Annotated in this window: 14 protein-coding genes and 1 tRNA gene; 8 read left to right on the forward strand and 7 right to left on the reverse strand. The window is 63.7% G+C overall.

The genetic code is table 11. The features are described from left to right. Positions 1 to 23: 23 nt before the first annotated feature. Positions 24 to 100, forward strand: a tRNA-Met gene (locus tag AC1DEZ_RS18840). 303 nt (positions 101 to 403) lie between these two features. Here AC1DEZ_RS18840 and AC1DEZ_RS18845 read toward each other — a convergent pair. The 6 genes from AC1DEZ_RS18845 to AC1DEZ_RS18870 form a co-directional block, all read right to left on the reverse strand. Continuing rightward, positions 404 to 1,564: an SGNH/GDSL hydrolase family protein gene (locus AC1DEZ_RS18845; RefSeq protein ID WP_476780544.1), complete on the reverse strand. Its 1,161-nt coding sequence runs from the start codon at positions 1,562 to 1,564 to the stop codon at positions 404 to 406. A gap of 2 nt (positions 1,565 to 1,566) precedes the next feature. Then, positions 1,567 to 2,706, reverse strand: a complete 1,140-nt coding sequence (locus tag AC1DEZ_RS18850) for a glycoside hydrolase (RefSeq protein ID WP_476780371.1) — start codon at positions 2,704 to 2,706, stop codon at positions 1,567 to 1,569. Then, positions 2,706 to 3,881, reverse strand: a complete 1,176-nt coding sequence (locus AC1DEZ_RS18855; protein ID WP_476780372.1) for a polysaccharide pyruvyl transferase family protein — start codon at positions 3,879 to 3,881, stop codon at positions 2,706 to 2,708. The genes AC1DEZ_RS18850 and AC1DEZ_RS18855 overlap by 1 nt, the downstream gene beginning before the upstream one ends. A gap of 138 nt (positions 3,882 to 4,019) precedes the next feature. Continuing rightward, complete coding sequence (locus tag AC1DEZ_RS18860) at positions 4,020 to 5,195, reverse strand: polysaccharide pyruvyl transferase family protein (RefSeq protein ID WP_476780373.1); 1,176 nt, start codon at positions 5,193 to 5,195, stop codon at positions 4,020 to 4,022. 24 nt (positions 5,196 to 5,219) lie between these two features. After that, positions 5,220 to 7,910 carry a glycosyltransferase gene (locus tag AC1DEZ_RS18865; protein WP_476780374.1) on the reverse strand — a complete coding sequence of 897 codons (2,691 nt, stop codon included), beginning with the start codon at positions 7,908 to 7,910 and terminating at the stop codon, positions 5,220 to 5,222. Next, complete coding sequence (locus AC1DEZ_RS18870) at positions 7,903 to 9,411, reverse strand: DUF6212 domain-containing protein (RefSeq protein WP_476780375.1); 1,509 nt, start codon at positions 9,409 to 9,411, stop codon at positions 7,903 to 7,905. The genes AC1DEZ_RS18865 and AC1DEZ_RS18870 overlap by 8 nt, the downstream gene beginning before the upstream one ends. Before the next feature lie 488 nt (positions 9,412 to 9,899). Between AC1DEZ_RS18870 and AC1DEZ_RS18875 the strand changes: the two genes are divergently transcribed. Then, on the forward strand, positions 9,900 to 10,289 hold the full coding sequence (locus tag AC1DEZ_RS18875) for a hypothetical protein (protein ID WP_476780376.1): 390 nt from the start codon (positions 9,900 to 9,902) through the stop codon (positions 10,287 to 10,289). An 86-nt stretch (positions 10,290 to 10,375) separates the two neighbouring features. Here the strand turns inward: AC1DEZ_RS18875 and AC1DEZ_RS18880 are convergent, their stop codons facing one another. Next, complete coding sequence (locus AC1DEZ_RS18880; RefSeq protein ID WP_476780377.1) at positions 10,376 to 10,588, reverse strand: hypothetical protein; 213 nt, start codon at positions 10,586 to 10,588, stop codon at positions 10,376 to 10,378. Positions 10,589 to 11,730: 1,142 nt separating this feature from the next. Between AC1DEZ_RS18880 and AC1DEZ_RS18885 the strand changes: the two genes are divergently transcribed. From AC1DEZ_RS18885 to AC1DEZ_RS18910, 6 genes are all read left to right on the forward strand, one after another. Continuing rightward, entirely contained in the window at positions 11,731 to 12,450 is a 720-nt protein-coding gene (locus AC1DEZ_RS18885; protein WP_476780378.1) for an amino acid ABC transporter permease, read from the forward strand. Then, a complete protein-coding gene (locus AC1DEZ_RS18890) occupies positions 12,447 to 13,103 on the forward strand; it encodes an amino acid ABC transporter permease (protein WP_476780379.1) in 657 nt (218 codons plus the stop codon). The genes AC1DEZ_RS18885 and AC1DEZ_RS18890 overlap by 4 nt, the downstream gene beginning before the upstream one ends. Next, a complete protein-coding gene (locus AC1DEZ_RS18895) occupies positions 13,100 to 13,828 on the forward strand; it encodes an amino acid ABC transporter ATP-binding protein (protein ID WP_476780380.1) in 729 nt (242 codons plus the stop codon). The genes AC1DEZ_RS18890 and AC1DEZ_RS18895 overlap by 4 nt, the downstream gene beginning before the upstream one ends. Positions 13,829 to 13,838: 10 nt before the next feature. Beyond that, positions 13,839 to 14,438, forward strand: a complete 600-nt coding sequence (locus tag AC1DEZ_RS18900; RefSeq protein ID WP_476780381.1) for a helix-turn-helix domain-containing protein — start codon at positions 13,839 to 13,841, stop codon at positions 14,436 to 14,438. An 89-nt stretch (positions 14,439 to 14,527) separates the two neighbouring features. Next, on the forward strand, positions 14,528 to 15,598 hold the full coding sequence (locus AC1DEZ_RS18905) for an NAD/NADP octopine/nopaline dehydrogenase family protein (protein ID WP_476780382.1): 1,071 nt from the start codon (positions 14,528 to 14,530) through the stop codon (positions 15,596 to 15,598). A gap of 60 nt (positions 15,599 to 15,658) precedes the next feature. Beyond that, positions 15,659 to 16,531, forward strand: a complete 873-nt coding sequence (locus AC1DEZ_RS18910; RefSeq protein WP_476780383.1) for an amino acid ABC transporter substrate-binding protein — start codon at positions 15,659 to 15,661, stop codon at positions 16,529 to 16,531. Positions 16,532 to 16,639 lie beyond the last annotated feature (108 nt).

Raw genomic sequence — 16,639 nt, forward strand, 5'->3', positions numbered from 1 at the left:
TTCAAAAGGTCCCATATCCTTACCGCGGGGTGGAGCAGCCCGGTAGCTCGTCAGGCTCATAACCTGAAGGTCGTCAGTTCAAATCTGGCCCCCGCAACCAAACACAAAAACCCGTCGCAAGCAGCGGCGGGTTTTTGCGTCTAAAATCCAAAAAAAACAAGAGAAAAGCGCCAAAAACCGCCCCAAAAGGGCGGCTTCGTCGTGGCGAGCCGCGCCGAAACCGACCGCGCAAGCACGCAAACACAACGAAAACAACGCAGAGGACGCGACGCGATCGAATCATCGGGAACTCGAAACGAAGCTGCTGCCGGATGCGATGGGGTGGCATCGCCAAAGCCTCAACCCGAGGCCTCCCGCCGGCGGCGGCCAGTCCGGGTATGTGTGCCAGCGCGGGCCGACGCTGCTATGCGGTCGCCGCCTCGGCTGGTCGATCCGAGGTCGAGGGCCGCTGCGTGCTGGCGCTCTCGATGGCGCAGGTCTTGAGATTTCCGGTGAAGAGAATGCCCGTGATCGGAAGGGCTGGCTCTGCCGGAAAGGTTTCGTGCCGAACGCTATCTTTAGGCACATGCAATTTGTGCCCAGCGGCTGCGGTTCCCCCGGAGAGCGTCAGCGTGCGCGTCTGCTGCATGTCGAGCAGCGCCGGGCCATAGAGGAACTCGAAGCTCAGCATCGAGACCAGGAACTTGTAGGTGCCGTCGCGCACGCCGCCCTTGAGCAGCGCTGCACGGTGCATCTCGTCGCCGGCCCGCAGATCCAGCGGCGGCGTGCGGGGCTCGCAGACATAGCTCAAGGCGAGCAGCATGCCCTTGTCGATGTCGAAACGCAGCCGGTCCCGCCCGAGATCTACGGCCGCCACCGAGAAGCGGCGGTTGGCATAATCGACCACTGGCCGCCCGAGCCGCCTGGCCAGCCACGCGCCGTCGAGCGCCCGGGCATTGGCGAAATGCTCGGGATCGATCGCGGGCGGCAACGCGGCGGAGCGAGGAGGGGCGGCGAGGGCCGGCTCCAATTCATCTGCGATCAGGTTGGCGACGATGGTTGTCGCCACCGGCCGGGCATAATGGCCCTGGTCGGAGTAGAAGCTGGGATGGCCGACGACCTCGCGCCCGAGGCGCTGCATGAGCAGCCGCGAGACATCGATGCAGGTCGTCCCATACCATTGCGAGATATAGGCGATCCCGGCGTCGATCGCGGGCACGGCTGTCAGGAACGAGCCGTTGCGGGCGCCGAAGACGAGGGTGGCGATCCTGAGCTTTGGGTTTCGCTCGCGGGCGAAGCGGATGATGCCCTCGTAGAAGCGCGCCCAGTGCCGGAACGGGCGCCGCTCGTCGCCATAGACGAAGGCGTCGTTGAGCGCATATTCGATCAGCAGCAGGTCGCAATCGGCGAGTTCCTGCTCATGCAGCTTGAGCTGGTAGAGGCCGAAGGCACTCGTCGTGCCGCCAACCGCGAGGTCCGCGACGATATCGAGCGCAACGCCGCGCCGCGCCATGACCGAGAGCAGCGCGGAGAGGTAGCCGGGCTGCATGACAGTGTTGGAACCGCCGATGATCAGGGTTTTCATCGTCAAGGCGTCACCGCGGCCCGGCCAGCGGGAGAGAGTTCGCCGCAGCGCCAGATGCCATAGGTCGTCGCGTCCCAGTCGAAATAGAAGGCGGCAGCGATCCGGCCGTCGCGCATGAGATCCGCGAAGCGTTCGCGGGTCGCCTTGACCAGCCGTTCACGGCGGCTGTCATCCGCGGGGCAGGTCTTTGCGGTGTTGGCGAAGCCCCATTCGGTGACCCAGCAGGGCTTGCCCTCCGCCGGGCCCGCGCGGCAGATCGTAAGGGCCTGCTCGATATGCTGTTCGCGGGCGGCCGGCGAGCGGTCGCCTCCGGGATAGATATGGATGCCATAGCCATCGGCCGCCTGATCGAGCCCATGCTCGCGCATGAGGGCGGTGAAGCTCGTCGGGTCGATGCTATCGATGCCGCGTCGGTCGGCATGCTCCGGCGGGATGTCCGAGAGCCCGGCCGAGACGATTTTGGCGCCGGCGCTGAGCGTCGTCTTTGCCAGTTCGGCGCGGGTGACCTTCAGCAGTTCGACGTAGTTCGCCGCACCGCGCGCGACCGCATCCGGGTCCGATACGTCCCGAAGCGAGCGGGCCGTCCGGCTGTTGGCTTCGGGCCTGATATCGAGATCGCCGTTATAGGCGCCCCAGTTGATCTCGTTGCCGGGTTCGACGGCGATGAGGGGGACGCCGAGCCGGTCGATCCGTTGCAGGGCGTCGCGCAGGACCGCGCGATAGTGCTCCGGAGAGATGTCGGAGAGGCGATACATGTCCCAGATCCGGCCGCGGCCCGAGCGCGGCTTGGTGCCCTCGGGGTAGAGGGCGGCGTTGTTGAGCGAGATCTCAAGGAGGATTGCGAGGCCCTTCTGATGGGCCAGCCGGACGGCGTCGATGCTGCCATCCATCGGATTGGTCAGGGAGAGCCGCACCGAGCGGATGCCGCTCTGCGCGATCTGATCCAGCACCTTCTCGCGGCCGGCGGCGTCGACCCAGGCCAGATTGACGCGGTTGACGCCGAACTGCGTGGGCGCGGGCGGCGCCGCGAGGGCAGCAACCGCCAAGCCCGACGCAGCGACGAGGGGGATCAGCCGGCGCAGCAGCGCCGGCTCTCCGGTACGCCAGCTCCATCCTATGGCTCTGCGCGCACCTCCTGCCATCAGCGGATACCGATATCCTTGAGCGCCGCGTTGAAGTTCTCCTCGCAAGCCGAATAGCGATGGATCGCCGCCGGTACGTCGATCTTCGAGAGGAAATCCTGCAGGAAGGCCTTCTTCTTCGCTTCGCGGTTCCAGACCGACGCCTCGATATAGGGGAAGCCCACGAAATCGAGCATCTCGCGCATGCGGTCGTCGACCGCGATCATCAGTGCGGGCACGCCGGCCTGCATGCCGATGATCGAGCCGTGGAAGCGGCGGCCGAAGCAGAAATCCTGCCCCGATACCCAGCTGCGCCATTTATGCGTGTCGAAGAAGACGCGGAATTCGCAGTCCCGCTGCCATTTCTCGGCGTGCTTGTATTCGGTCTTGGCGACGATGCGGCCGGCGGCCTGATCGTAGGCGTCGCATGTCTCCTCGGCGAGGATGTTGAGGTTGTAGACGGTGATCTCGTCCTGGATGACATAGCTCGCGACGCTGTCCTGCCGCAGCAGCGCATGGGCATCGACGATCGTGTCCGGCACGCTGCCGAGATAGCCGCCGAAGGCGATCCTCTGCGAGTCCGCGAGATCGGGATCGGCGAGGTGGCTGAGCGAGCGCTTCATTGCCGCCGGCTCATAGTACAGTGACGGGCAGCCGGTCGGACGGACGTATTTCAAGCCCTCGGCCTTGAGGAAATCGGCCGTGAAATGGCCCCGCGTCAGAAAGAAGCTTTCCTTCTTCTTGAGCACGTTGAGGAAACGGCGCGTGCCTTCCGGCAGCGCGTCCTGAAGGTTCTCCTTCTTCTGGATGCCAATGCCCATGACCACGATCGGCATGTTGAGCCGCTCGAACACGAAGGACTCTGTCGTCGCCGCATAGCCCGGCCGCAGCAGATTGGCCGAGGCGAACAAGCACAGATCGAAGCTCTGGTTCAGCGCCTCGTAGGTTTCCGGCGAATTGACGTTGTTCGCCAGATGCCAGAACGGCACGTAGGTGACGTCATGGCCACGCACGCTGTTGGCGGCCCCTTCGCCGATCAGGTAATTGCCGGTATTGGCGATCTTCTTGACCTGGGAGATCAGGTCATTCTTGGTTCGCACCGGCTCGAAATACGGGCGGTGCCTGACGGTCGCTCCCGATGCACTCTCGACGGTCCGCATCAGGTAGGATGGTATGCCTGTGACCATGATCCGCATGTCAGTCTGCCCTTAAGCCCCGTTTTGCCCAGAGCACTTCCGCGCCGTTCCGACACGGAAGTGCCCTATCTCTTCGTTTCACCGCATTTTCTTCACGCGAACCGGTGTCCGCTTCGCTCGAAAATGCTCCGACCGGCATCAGGCGATGCCGATCTCGTTCAAGACCGAGCGGAAATTGCGCTCACGCTCGGAATAGGTCTCGACGACCTGCGGAATGTTCATCGCGGCGAGGTGATCGGCGACGAAGGCGGCGCGATCATTGGCGCTGTTGAAGTCGGCGGCTTCGACCTTGGGCAGCCCGGAAAAATTCAGCATCTCGCGCATGCGATCGTCGACGGCCACGATCAGGCTGGGGACACCGGCCTGCAGCGCGATGACGTTGCCGTGGAAGCGCCGGCCGAAGGCGAAGTCCATCGACGAGGTCCAGGCCCGCCACTGATTGGTGTCGAAGAAGGCATGGATGTTGATCTTCTTCTTCAGCTCGTTCGAGCCCTTGAATGCCAGGTCCCCGATGACCGCACCCGAGGCGGAATTGTAGACGCGGCCATCGGCGTCCGGCTCGACCTGCATGTCGAAATGCAGCAGCTCGTCCTGCACCACATAGGATGAGCGCCCGTCGTTCGAGGACAGCGCGTTCATGTCGCCGATCGTGTTGAGCTCGGCGCCCATATAGCCGGTGAAGACCGTGCGGCATTCGCCGACCTTCACGTCCGGTAGCCGGCGCAAGGCGCGCCGGACATTGGCCGGCTGGAAATAGAGCGAGGGACAGCCGACCGGCCGGACGAAGGAGAAGCCCTGATCCCTGAGATAGGCGGCGGTCTCCTCGCCACGTGTCAGGAAATAATGCTCCCTTTCCTTCAGGACCTTCAGCAGGCGCTGCGTGCCCTCGGGCAAGGATTGTTCGAGATCGGGCCGGTTCTGGATGCCGATGCCGAGCATTACGACGGCCATGTCGAGCTTTGAGAGCACCAGCGCTTCGGCATCGGCCGACAGGCCCTTGCGCAACAGATTGGCGCAGGTGAAGACGCAAATGTCGAAGCGATCGTTGATCGTGTCGAGCCCGGTGCCATTGTTGACGGCGTTCCACAGATGCCAGAACGGGATATGCGTCGCGTTCGGCGACAGCGCCCGCAGCGCGCCTTCGCCGATCAGATAGTTGCCGGTATTGCTGATGTTCTTGAGTTCTCGAAGGAAGGCCTCCTTGCTCTCGGGCTGCTGCGCCTTCTCCGAATAGAAGACTTGGGCGCCCTCTGCCTTCTGGATGAGGCGGGTGAGATGGCTCGGTATGCCGGTGACAAGAATTCTGGGGGCCATGGCTTCAGGATCTTCCGTTGATCGTCACGCGACGGCACGGACGGAGAGCGTGGTCTCGGCCGTGGCCTCGTCGTCTGCGAGCTTGCCCGCAGCGGCGTTGCGTTGGATGGGAGCAGCGGGTGCGATAGCGTCGCTCCATGCGATGAAATCGGCGAAGGAAGCGCTCCAGGAACGTTGCGCTGCCGTCGCGAGCGCGCCTTCGGCCAGGCGGCCAAGCGTGGCGCGGTCCCGCGCGAGGATGGCGATCGTCCGGGCCATTTCGACCACGATCTGTGCGTCGGCCGCATTCGCAATCAGGACGCCGTCCTGGCCGTCGACGACCAATTCGTCGACGGCGCCGACTGCGGTCGCCATCGGGACGCAGCCGAGCTGCTGTGCCTCCGCGATCATCAGGGGCGCCCCTTCCCAGCGCGACGGCATGACCAGGACATCCGCCCAGGCGAGATGCGCCGCGAGGTCCTTGGCGGCGAAGACCGGCGGGACGACCTCGACGTCGATATCCCGCAGGCGCGTCATCCAGGACGAGCTGCGGTCGTCGGAGAGGATTTCGCCGCCGACGGCCCGGGCCTCGAAGGCGACATCCCGCTGCTTGAGCTGGACAAGTGCCCCATGCAGCCGGTCGATGCCCTTCTGCCGGTCGAGCCGGCCCATGTAGAGCAGGCGCAGCGGCTCACTCCCGCGCCCGGCCTTGCGCGCCTCCGTCACCTGGGTCCGCAGCTTCGCGTCGATGGAGAAGCTCGCCGCATTCGGCACGGCGAAGATCTTGCCGAAGGGGACGCCGAAACTGTGCAGGTAGCTCTTCAATTGCTCCGAGCAGGTCAGGAAGGCGTCATAGGCATGCTCGAAGGCGATGGCGGCATAGGGCTGCCCGGCCGGGCGCCGAAGCGCGGTCTCATCGACAACGTGGAGATAGCAGGCCGTGCGGGTTCCGGCGGAGCGGAACTGCGCCATCAGCGGATGGGCCGCCATGACATGGTTGTTGACGATCAGGTCGAAGCCGGAAAGCAGCCCCTTCAGCCCGGCCCAGTCGAGGCCGTGCTCGTCGGTGATGAAATCCTGGCCGAGGAACTGGCCGCTCGCGCCCCAGGCCGGCACGCCGTCCTTCCAGAAATGGAGATGGTCGAATGCCTGGTCGAATTCGTCGAGCACCTCCATCCGTCCGGAGCCGAGCACGAAAAGATGGGTTTCGAAGCCGTTCTGCCTCAATTCCCGCCCGGCCGCGTAGGCGACCTTTTCGGCGCCGCCGAACGAGGCGTTGGGCACCAGCACCGCTGCCGTCCGGCGCGGCACGGCCGGATGCGCCAGCGGCAGCACGGGTGAGCCGCCGAGCTCGGTTCTGAGCAACTTGTAGAGCTCGGACAAAGCGGGCAGCCGGCGGGGGCGCCATGTCCAGCGCGTCGAGGCCGTCGCCCGCAGCGGGCTCGTCGTGAGCGCGCTGACGAGATTGAGCAGCGCCTGCTCCGGCCGGATCAGCGACCGGCGTTGCCGCGCCTTCGGAAAGGGGAAGCTGACTTTCAGGCGTGCCGATGTCGGCCAGGCCTGGTCGCGGCCAATCGACGAGAACCAATCGAGCGCGTCGTCCTTGATGACGTTCCTGATCAGATCGGTCGAGACGAAGGTCAGATCCGCCGCACTGCGCTGAGCGCCGGAGGGCAGGATTTCCCACTCGATGCTCCGCTGCGAAACGACGTTGTTGAGCTCGACGAAGACGACGTTGCACCGTTCCGCAAAGGTCTCGAGATGGCAGAGAATGTTCGGCAGGAGCCGCGAGCGGGCGAGGAGCTTGAGCGTCTCGCTGCTGCATGCTGCGACGAAGGGAGGGAAATGGACATTGTCGGGCTCGCCGACATTGCCCCAGAAGGCTCGCACCGCTTCGTCGAAGCCGATCTGCCCGGGCGGCAGCATCGGATCCGTGAAGAGGTCGAGCATGCCCTCGCCGGTGCGGATCAGAGCATAGCGCGGCGCTTCCTCATGCTCGAAGCCGACGAGGGTCGGCCGGCGGAACAGCGCCTTGTGGCGCCGGCGGAGGAAGCTCATCGAGGCCGAGCGGTCGCGGTTCGCCTCTTTGAAGCGACTTTCGGCGCGCAGGCGGTATTCGAAGGCGGTGTCATGACAGGGCTCGCCGACAAACCCGTTTTCGACGGCCGAGAGCCAGAATTCCCAGTCCTCGAAGCCGTTCTGCCGATCTTCCGCGAAGCGGACGCCGCTCCGGAAGACGTCGATCGAGATCATGGACCCGGTGTCGCAGATATTGTCGCTGATGCAGTGGATCAAGCGCGAATAGCTGTTGCCGTAATGGGCCCGCCAATTGACCGAGAAGGTGTCGATATTCGTGTAGACCCATCCCGCCTTGCCAGCCTTCAGCCGGCGATAGAGCGTTTCGACGGTGTTCGGCAGGACGCGATTGTCGGCGTCGAGAAAATAGACCGCCTTGGCCTCCGGCAGTTCGTCGAGGATGTAGTCGATCGCGCGGTTGCGGGCGCCACCCGGGCCGGCATTCTCTCCGAAGATCACGTGGACCTCCGGATGCGCAGCGGCATGCAGCGCGAGCTGATCGAACACCTCGTGCTGCGGGTCGCCATCGACCGAGACGACGATGGCGAGCCGGCACTGCGTTGCCGAAGCCAAGGCCGATTCCAGTGCCTCGATCACGAGCGCGGCATGGCCGTAGAGCGGCATGGCGATGGCCACCAGATCCTGAGGCTCGTCACGCATTGGCGACCTCCCGGACCGGGCTGTTCTCCAGATACTTCACCAGCCGGAAATTGAAGACCTTCAGCCAGGCGAAATCGACCGAATGAGTTGCAGCCTTGCTCAGGATGACGAGATCCATGGTACGCGTTACCGGCGCTTCCAGCATGAAGTTGATATCCACCGGCTGCGCGGCCGTGATCTCCATCCATCCGCTGAAGAACGCCGTGGGCGGCAATGCGCGGCCATCGACCAGAGCAGCGATTTCCTTTCGGATATTGGCGGACAAGGGGACGAGCATCAGCCCGACCGTCCCTGGCTTGCCGTCCGGGTGATCGATGACGGCGCGGGCCGAGATGCGCGCAGTGCCAGGGGCAACCACCCGGCGGACGGCGCCGGCGGTGATGCCCTCGCTCAGCGGATGACAGACGATCGCATCCTCGAGCTCAAGAAAGCGCACGGTCTGAAAGCTCGGCTCGATCGGGCTCAAGGAGACGTTGGCGACGGCACGCAGGAGCTCGACCGGCAGCCGATAGTCCTCGATCTTCCGCCCGGAGATCAGCGTGGACGGTGCAAAGACATTCGGCAGGGCGGTCGGACGGGCGCCCGGGAGCCCGGTGAAGATCCGGAGGGCGAGCGGGCGCATGTCGAGGTCGGCATGCGGCATCCGCGCCTGGGCGGCATAGCGCTCATTGGTGATGACGTGGCCGAGAGAGAGTTCGGGCGGTAGCCCGCCGCTGGCCGAAATCCTCAGCCGCAGCGTGCGGGGGCTGCCGTCGCATGCCTTGGGCAGGGAGAAGAAGTTCCAGCCCTGAGTAACGCTGCCATAGGGAATTTGCCATTCCGCGACGCCCTCGCTGCTCTCCACATAGTCGAGAGTGACGATGAGCCGGCCGGTCTTGTCGGTCGGGGCTTCGCGAAAATGCAGGGCGAAGCCGGAGACCGCATAGCTCGAGATCGGGAAGAGCTGCACGATCTCGGATTCGCACAGCAAGGCCGCGAGCCCCTGGTCCTTGGGGTCGACGAAAGGCCCGTGGCCGAACACTTCCGAGACCGAATCCCAGTTGTGGGCGTGGAATGCGTTCTCAAGCGCACGGTAGTTCTCGAAAAGCGTCTCGCGCTCCCGTCGCAGCGTCGCGAGTTCGGTGTTGGCGCTTGCCATGTGCCGCGACAGGCGCCCCAGACCGCCCTCAAGCACGCGGGCCACAAGCTCCGCGTCTGACGCGAGCGCCCCTTCCTGCAGCCGGACGACCGGGATATCCGGCAGCGTACCCATCTTGCGGAACCGCTTGAGCGCGGCTCTCAATGCGCTGCTCCCCTCATCGGATGTCGCGACGCCGATGAGCGGAAACGTGGCCCGCAGGCCTTCGGTATCGGACTCCGGATCAACAAACACGAGAAGGTCGCTGAGCGGAGAGGCTTCGAGCGCATCCTGGTCGCGGATCGAGGCAACCACATAGCGATTGCGACGTGGAAGTCGATGAATGGTCGCAGACAGTGACTCGTTCAAGATAGCGTCCACCATGGGTCAGAAATCATAAAATCCGTTCTGCGTGCGGTGCAACATCCTGAGTATAACTTATCTCATGTCAACACTATAATTATGGCGTTTTTGCGTGATATCTAAATCAAGCTAGGTAATTGAAAGAAAAATTAGTTTGAAATTGAAAGCATATCTGAATAAATCTCCATCTTACTTTCACATAATTGTCGCGTTTGAGGCGCGAACGATATGCCCGGGGCGACATCCTCTTCGACCGCGCGGGGGAGAGGGGCCATGTGGCGAAATGGGCGCGGCGGACGGAGCGGGAAGACGGTCGATCAAGGCTACGCTTTTGCCTTTGGCCGAGCGTTCGACGCGCGACCGATCCAATCGGCAACCGGCCTTCGCCTCCGCCGTGCCGTGATCGGGGCTTGCGTGCGGGCGGCCCGCTCTTCGAGTTCGGCTTCGAATCCGAGCCGAACTGAAGGAGGGCGCCGGACTATCGACGGCAGCCTGCCGGGGACGCCTTCATGCTGTCGGGCGAGGCATTCGCCATCGCCTGCTGCGCCACCGAGCGGCTCGATGCCGGCTCGCCATGGCGGCCCAACCCGCCCCGTGAGAACTGCTTCGAATTGAGCGCATCTGGCGCGCGTGTTAGCGTGCTCGCTGCTCAGCTACAGGTTAGCCGGTGCGCCATGTATCAATTCTCGGCGGATGAATCCCAACTTGGCTGGTTTCTGGACTTCATCGCCTGGTGGTGTTCTCTCTTTGACTCGCAAGATATCGCAATCATAAAGACCGCTGCGGCGGTGGTGATTGCCGGAATCCTGCTGTTGATCGGCGCATTCATTATCAAGTTGCTGAGCATGATCGTCGCGCGATTATTTCGAACGGGGTCCACCCCGCGCCGCTCACTGTGAAGGCGTTTCCGAGGGTGGCGATGACCACGCGGCCGGCCTTGTCCGGCGTTCTTCGGGCCGAAAAGTGCTCCGCCAAAGTTCCGCGCTCAGTAGCAGTTCACGTTTTGGCCTTTCATCGTACAGGTGCTCGTAATGTGCTCCTCCGGCGGCGGCGGCTCGAAGCCTCCCGCTGATCGGGGAACATAGGTCTCTCCAGTGCTTTGCATCGGATCGAGCCCCGGGGGCTCCATCGCGCCGCCGAAGGCAGCGCATCCCGTCAAGAACAGACCGCACGCCGCCGCCGCGAGAAACTTCTTCATATAAAGGGCTCCTTGTCCAAGCCGATCCTGCCGCGATGCAGGAGCGAAGTCACGGCTTCTTCTCGCGGCTATCTCAGGGCGCCTGTCGCAGCCCGTTGAAGGAACGCCTGGGCGGCAAAGCGCAAGGAGCCTCTCGGTTAGTCCTTTCGACGCATGGTCGAGATGCCCAAACGAGGATGGCCGGCTAGGGCGACGGGCCGCTATCTTGCTGCGTCGCACAATTTCGGATGCGGCGCACAATGAGCTTTCGAGTCCATCATGGCTAAACGAAACAGCGGATCTGTCCGGCGCCGAAAGGCATCTGTGCAGCGCAAGCAATGGAAGGCGGTCGTTTCAGCCTGGCAGCAAGGGGACCTCGACTGGCAGCCCGCTTGGGGCCCCCCGCCGACCGATCCGGCTTGCCTTTGCCCGCAGGCCGTGCTGGCCGAGCTTGGTGTGACGGCGAAAGCGGCGGCCTGACGCCAAGGTCTACGGCAAGATTCGCGGCTTGCGACGAGCATAGGCCATCGGGAATCGCCGGGCGCGATCCATATGTGACCGGGGTTGCCGCGGTGCCACGCCATGTGACGGGGGTGTTCGCGTGCCGGTGCTGACGTCGCATGGCGAGCTATAGTTCAAAGGGCGTCTTCCTTTCCACACGACGCGCGATCGCCTGCAATGAGCCATCGGGCAGGGTACGCGAAGGTCTTTCGCCCCAGCCCCAGGCGTCTCCATCCAGGTCTCCCACGCCTCGCGCTGCCCGCCGACGCGCGCTCATGGCGCGCTGCGATTCGCGTAGCCATGCTTCGCGCGACCGACGCTTTCACGATGCGCGCTGGCAAGATGTGAGCGAATGCCAGCGACTTGCCTCCGGTGGGTGCGAGGTCGGTGCGGGCGGCTTCTTAGCCGCGTATGTTATTTTCATTATAGTGGAATAGTTTACGCGCTTTGACGCTTGTTTTTATTGCCGACAATAAGCAATATGCTTATCTAATGTGTCCTATTTTCCGATGTTGACGACAATATAGCAAACGCCAACCCTCGTGTATTGAAATTTCCGGCAAGATAATTTCGAGATTGACATTGTCGTCTGGCAATGGGCCAATTCCAGTATATCGGAATGGAATGCGTCTCGGGATTGCCTTGGCGATAGGTGGGGTCGGATGAATTACCGCTGGGACTGGTCCGTCCTGATACGCGAGCCTTTCGTCGATTGGCTGTGGAGCGGTGTGCTCCTGACCCTCGCGATCAGCCTGATGAGTTGGGCTGTTGCGCTCGCGATCGGCGCCGTCGCGGGCGTCGCTCGCAGCGCCCCGTCGCCGGTGGCTCGTTTGCTGGCCGGCATCTATATCGACGTGTTTCGGAGCGTGCCCCCGCTCGTCCAACTGTTTCTTTGGTATTTCGTCCTCCCGGAGATCGTCCCCGATGCGGTCGGCCTCTGGTTGAAGCGCGATTTGCCCTATCCGGAGATCGTCACGGCCGTGGTCGCGATCGGCCTGTTCGCCGGCTCTCGCGTGGCCGAGCAGGTTCGCGCAGGCATCGAGGCCGTCGGAGTGCCGCTGCTGCCGGCGGCTCTCGCGACCGGCCTGCGCCCGATGCAGGCCTTTCGGCTGATCGCGCTGCCGCTCGGCCTGCGCGCCATCGTCGGGCCTTTGACTTCGGAATTCCTGATCACGATCAAATTGTCGTCGCTCAGCCTGACGATCGGCGTGCTCGAGCTGACCGCGCAGAGCCGCCATGTGGAGAATTACACCTTCCAGGGCTTCGAGGCCTTCACCTTCGCGACCATCGGCTACCTTGTCATCGGCCTGTGCGCGACCGGGTTGATGCGCCTCATCGATAGCCGGATGGGCGGGGCTGCGCTGCGAAAGGCCACGACGTGAGCGATTTCGACTGGGGCGTCATCGCCCGCTCGTCCGGTTTCCTCGCGGAGGGGATGGCGCTCAGCGCGCTGCTGGTGCTGGTCGCGACGCTGGGCGGCCTCGTCGTCGGCTTTGGGCTGGCGCTGATGCGGCTGTCTGTGCACCGGCTGATTGCCGTTCCCGCGGCCGCCTACGTCACGGTGATGCGCTCGTTGCCGCTGGTGCTGGTGCTGTTCTGGTTCTATTTCCTGATCCCGCTCGCCATCGGGCGGCCGGTCGGCTCGCTCACCTCGGCCCTGATCGCCTTCGTGCTGTTCGAGGCGGCGTTCTATTGCGAAATCATCCGCGCCGGCATCGGCAGCGTTCGCAAGGGCCAGAGCGATGCGGGGCTGGCGACGGGCCTACGCCGCTGGCAGGTGCTGCGGCTGATCGTGATGCCGCAGGCGATGCGGGCCATGGGGCCGCTGATCCTCAACCAGATCGTGATCGTCTTCCAGGATACGTCGCTGGTCTATGTCGTGTCGCTGCACGACTTCCTCACCGCCGCGAGCGTCGTCGCAGCGCGCGACGGGCGCGCGACCGAAATGTATCTGTTGGTTGCCGTCGTCTATCTGGTGATCTGCCTCTCCGTCACGAAGACCGCCGAATTCTACAGGAAGGGGCGCCCGTCATGATCGTTCTGGATGACGTGCATAAATCTTACGGTTCCCAGAAAATCTTGCGGGGCTGTTCGGCCGAAATCCGTCTGGGGGAGGTCGTGGTGGTCTGCGGGCCGTCAGGATCCGGCAAGAGCACGCTGATCAAATGCATCAATGGCCTGGTGCATTTCGAGCAGGGTACGATCACCGTCGACGGCATCTCGGTCTCATCGCCGAAAACCGATCTTCCCGCCTTGCGCTCGCGGATCGGCATGGTCTTTCAGAGTTTCGAGCTCTACCCGCATATGACGGCGCTGCAAAACGTCAGCCTGGCGCAGGTCCATGTGCTCAAGCGTTCGCAGAAGGAGGCCGACGAGCGTTCCGCAAAGATCCTGACGCGGGTCGGCCTCGGCGACAAACTCAGCAACCTCCCGTCTCAACTCTCCGGCGGGCAGCAGCAGCGGGTGTCGATCGCTCGCGCCTTGGCGATGAACCCGCAGGCGATGCTGTTCGACGAGCCCACCTCTGCGCTCGACCCCGAAATGATCAACGAGGTTCTGGAGGTCATGCAGGAACTTGCCCTCGAAGGCATGACCATGGTCGTCGTCACACATGAGATGGGTTTTGCCCAGCGCGTCGCGGATCGCGTTCTGTTCATGGATCGCGGAGAGATCGTCGAGGATACGCCCAAGGACCAGTTCTTCACGGCCCCCGCCTCGGAGCGGGCGAAGCAATTCCTGAAGCAAGTCCTGACGCATTGACGAGGGGCCGATGAGCGAGCTGAACGCCCCTCAGATCGGCCCGCTTCTCCAACGCCGACGCAAGGAGCGGGGCCTGACGTTGCAGCAGCTCTCTGCGCTATCGGGCGTTTCAAAATCCATGCTGTCGCAGATCGAGCGCGGGGAGGCCAATCCGACCTTTGCCGTGCTCTGGAGCCTGACGCGTGGATTGGGCATCGACTTCGTTGCGTTGCTGGGGGAGGGGCAGGCGACGTCAGGTGCCGACAACGCCATCGAGATGCTGTCGCTGGAGCACACGCCGACGATCCGGAGTGCTGACAGCTCCTGTCAGCTGCGCATCCTGAGTCCGCCCAGCCTGTCCGGCGACATCGAATGGTATGATGTCGAGATCGCGCCGGACGGATGCCTCGACAGCTCCCCCCATGCAGCCGGAGCCGTCGAGCATTTCACGGCGCTGTCGGGCGAGTTCGTGATCGCCAGCGGGGCCTCGCGCCATTTTCTGAGGCAAGGTGAGACAGCGCGATACCCGGTCGACGTCGCGCATTCCATCAGCAACCCGTCGGAGAAGCCGTCGCGCGGTTTGATGGTGCTGCTCTACCGCAAGTCGTCGAAGGGTCGAAATGCCTCGTAAGACGCAAAATGTACCGAGTTTCAGTTTCTCCGAAGCGGCTGGCTCCATTTCTGCTGAACGGCCGCTCCCAGCAGAAGAGGCGATTTCATATGCGCGTTAGTATCTTGGGCGCAGGGGCGGCTGCCTGCGGCGCCGCCGCCCAGCTATCGGCGATGGGACATGACCCCATGCTCTGGTCACCGTCGGGCCGGAGCACCGAGGCGCTCGCGGCCGGGGCACCGCTGCGCGCGACGGGCGCGATCGAAGCCAGCTTCCACCCCCGCATCGCGGGCAGTGCCGAGGAAGCCGTGGCCAGCGCGGACGTCGTGATGCTGGCGATGCCGGGCTATGCCCACAAGATGGCGTTCGACGCGATTGCCCCTCATCTCAGGGAAGGGCAGCCCGTCATCATCAGCTCGCATGCCTCCTTCGGCGCGCTCTATCTTTCGCGGTTGCTGGCAGCGCGGAAAGTGCGCGCTTCGATCATCGCATGGGGCACCACGCTGACGACCGGCCGCAAGGTCTCCCCGACCGAAGTCGCCGTGAATTCGCTGCGTTCGAAGATCGATCTCGCGTCGGTGCCACAGAACGCGTCGGCCGAGGCGCTGGCGCTGTGCACCTCCCTGTTCGGCGAGCGTTTCGTTCTCCGCGAAGGCCTGCTCGCGATCGCGTTGAGCAATCTCAACCCGCAGAACCATCTCGCCATCGCCCTGTTCAATCTGACCCGGATGGAGCGGGGCGAAAGCTGGGGGCAGGCCGAGAACGTCACGCCCGCGGTCGGGCGCGTGATGGAGGCGCTGGATGCCGAGCGGCTTGCCATCGCCGAAGCCTTCGGCGTTTCCGTCAGGACGATCCACGAGCACTATGCCTTTTCCTACCAGCTTCCGGTCGCCAGCATCGCGGAGATGAATGCCGAGCTGCACGGCCGCGGAAAGGGTGGCTTGGGGCCTGCGACATTGGAGAGCCGCTATGTTCTCGAAGATGCGCCGTACGGATTATTGCCTACCGTGCTGCTCGGCCGGCTCGTCGGGCGGCCGGCGACGTTGCACGAGGCGGGGCTGACCCTGCTATCGGCCGCCTATGGCCGCGACTTCACAAGCGAGAACGAATTGCTGCCCGCGCTCGGCTTCGACGCGATGACTCGCGAAGAGCTGGCCGCGCAGGCGAAGAACGGATTCTAGACACCGTCCTCCATCGAGGGCGGGCACCAGGCGAGCGATCGCAAAAACGGGAGAGAACTTATGAGATTCCATCTTGCTGCAGCCGCAGGCGCATTTCTGGCCCTGAATCTGGCGAGCTCGGCGGCGGGGGCCCAAGAAGTCGACGCGATCGTCAAGAAATTGCGCGACACCCAGACCATCACCATGGGCGTTCGCGAGGCGCTGTTTCCATTCAGCTATCTCGACGACAACAAGAATCCGACGGGCTATGCGGTCGAGTTCTGCAGGCGCATTATCGACGACATCAAGACCGAGCTGAACCTGCCGGAGATCAAGATCAAATACGTGCCGATGACGATCCAGAACCGGCAGGCGCTCGTCGCCAACGGAACGGTCGATCTGGAGTGCGAGGGAACGGTCAACACCTTCGGGCGCAACAAGCAGGTCGACTTCTCGTCCGTCAGCCACGTCTCGGCGAGCCAGCTCCTGGCTCTCAAGAGCACGGGCATCAAGAACTACGACGATCTCAACGGCAAGATCGTCGCCGTCGCAACCGGCGGAACCAGCGAGCCCGACCTCAAGAAGCTCGTTGCCGAACGGAAGCTCAACCTGCGCGTCATCAATGTCGATGACCACGCGGCGGGCCTGATCGCGGTCGAAACCCGGCGCGCCGACGCGTATTTCAGCGACAATGGCGCGTTCTACGGGCTGATCAAGCAATCGAAGAAGCCCGACACCCTCGAGATCGTCGGTGACGAATACGGCTACGCGCCGCAGGGGTTCATGGTGCCCAAACTCAATCCGACGATCCTTTGGATCGTCAATCACACGATGGGCAAGATGTTCAAATCGGGTGAGGCTGAAGCCTTGTACCTGAAGTGGTTCGGGCCGTTGGGGGCCCATGTCGGCCCGAAGCTGAAGGCCGCCTGGGCGACGCAATCCTACGCCGAGTGAACGCGGCGAGAGTCACCGGATAGTGGCCGAACCCGCGATGGCCGCATGGCGGGTTCAGCTGGGAAGGCAGAGACGGGCTCGGGGTTCAGCGGATCCGTTGCTCGCCGG

The organism is Allobosea sp. 10L422 (assembly GCF_056395345.1).

Excerpts from the sequence above, each read along its gene's own strand:
- AC1DEZ_RS18860 (WP_476780373.1), bottom strand. The coding sequence starts at position 5,195 with ATGGCCCCCAGAATTCTTGTCACCGGCATACCGAGCCATCTCACCCGC.
- AC1DEZ_RS18905 (WP_476780382.1), top strand. The coding sequence starts at position 14,528 with ATGCGCGTTAGTATCTTGGGCGCAGGGGCGGCTGCCTGCGGCGCCGCC.
- AC1DEZ_RS18850 (WP_476780371.1), bottom strand. The coding sequence starts at position 2,706 with ATGGCAGGAGGTGCGCGCAGAGCCATAGGATGGAGCTGGCGTACCGGA.
- AC1DEZ_RS18870 (WP_476780375.1), bottom strand. The coding sequence starts at position 9,411 with ATGGTGGACGCTATCTTGAACGAGTCACTGTCTGCGACCATTCATCGA.
- AC1DEZ_RS18875 (WP_476780376.1), top strand. The coding sequence starts at position 9,900 with ATGCTGTCGGGCGAGGCATTCGCCATCGCCTGCTGCGCCACCGAGCGG.
- AC1DEZ_RS18885 (WP_476780378.1), top strand. The coding sequence starts at position 11,731 with ATGAATTACCGCTGGGACTGGTCCGTCCTGATACGCGAGCCTTTCGTC.
- AC1DEZ_RS18880 (WP_476780377.1), bottom strand. The coding sequence starts at position 10,588 with ATGAAGAAGTTTCTCGCGGCGGCGGCGTGCGGTCTGTTCTTGACGGGA.
- AC1DEZ_RS18895 (WP_476780380.1), top strand. The coding sequence starts at position 13,100 with ATGATCGTTCTGGATGACGTGCATAAATCTTACGGTTCCCAGAAAATC.
- AC1DEZ_RS18910 (WP_476780383.1), top strand. The coding sequence starts at position 15,659 with ATGAGATTCCATCTTGCTGCAGCCGCAGGCGCATTTCTGGCCCTGAAT.
- AC1DEZ_RS18845 (WP_476780544.1), bottom strand. The coding sequence starts at position 1,564 with ATGAAAACCCTGATCATCGGCGGTTCCAACACTGTCATGCAGCCCGGC.
- AC1DEZ_RS18900 (WP_476780381.1), top strand. The coding sequence starts at position 13,839 with ATGAGCGAGCTGAACGCCCCTCAGATCGGCCCGCTTCTCCAACGCCGA.
- AC1DEZ_RS18865 (WP_476780374.1), bottom strand. The coding sequence starts at position 7,910 with ATGCGTGACGAGCCTCAGGATCTGGTGGCCATCGCCATGCCGCTCTAC.
- AC1DEZ_RS18855 (WP_476780372.1), bottom strand. The coding sequence starts at position 3,881 with ATGCGGATCATGGTCACAGGCATACCATCCTACCTGATGCGGACCGTC.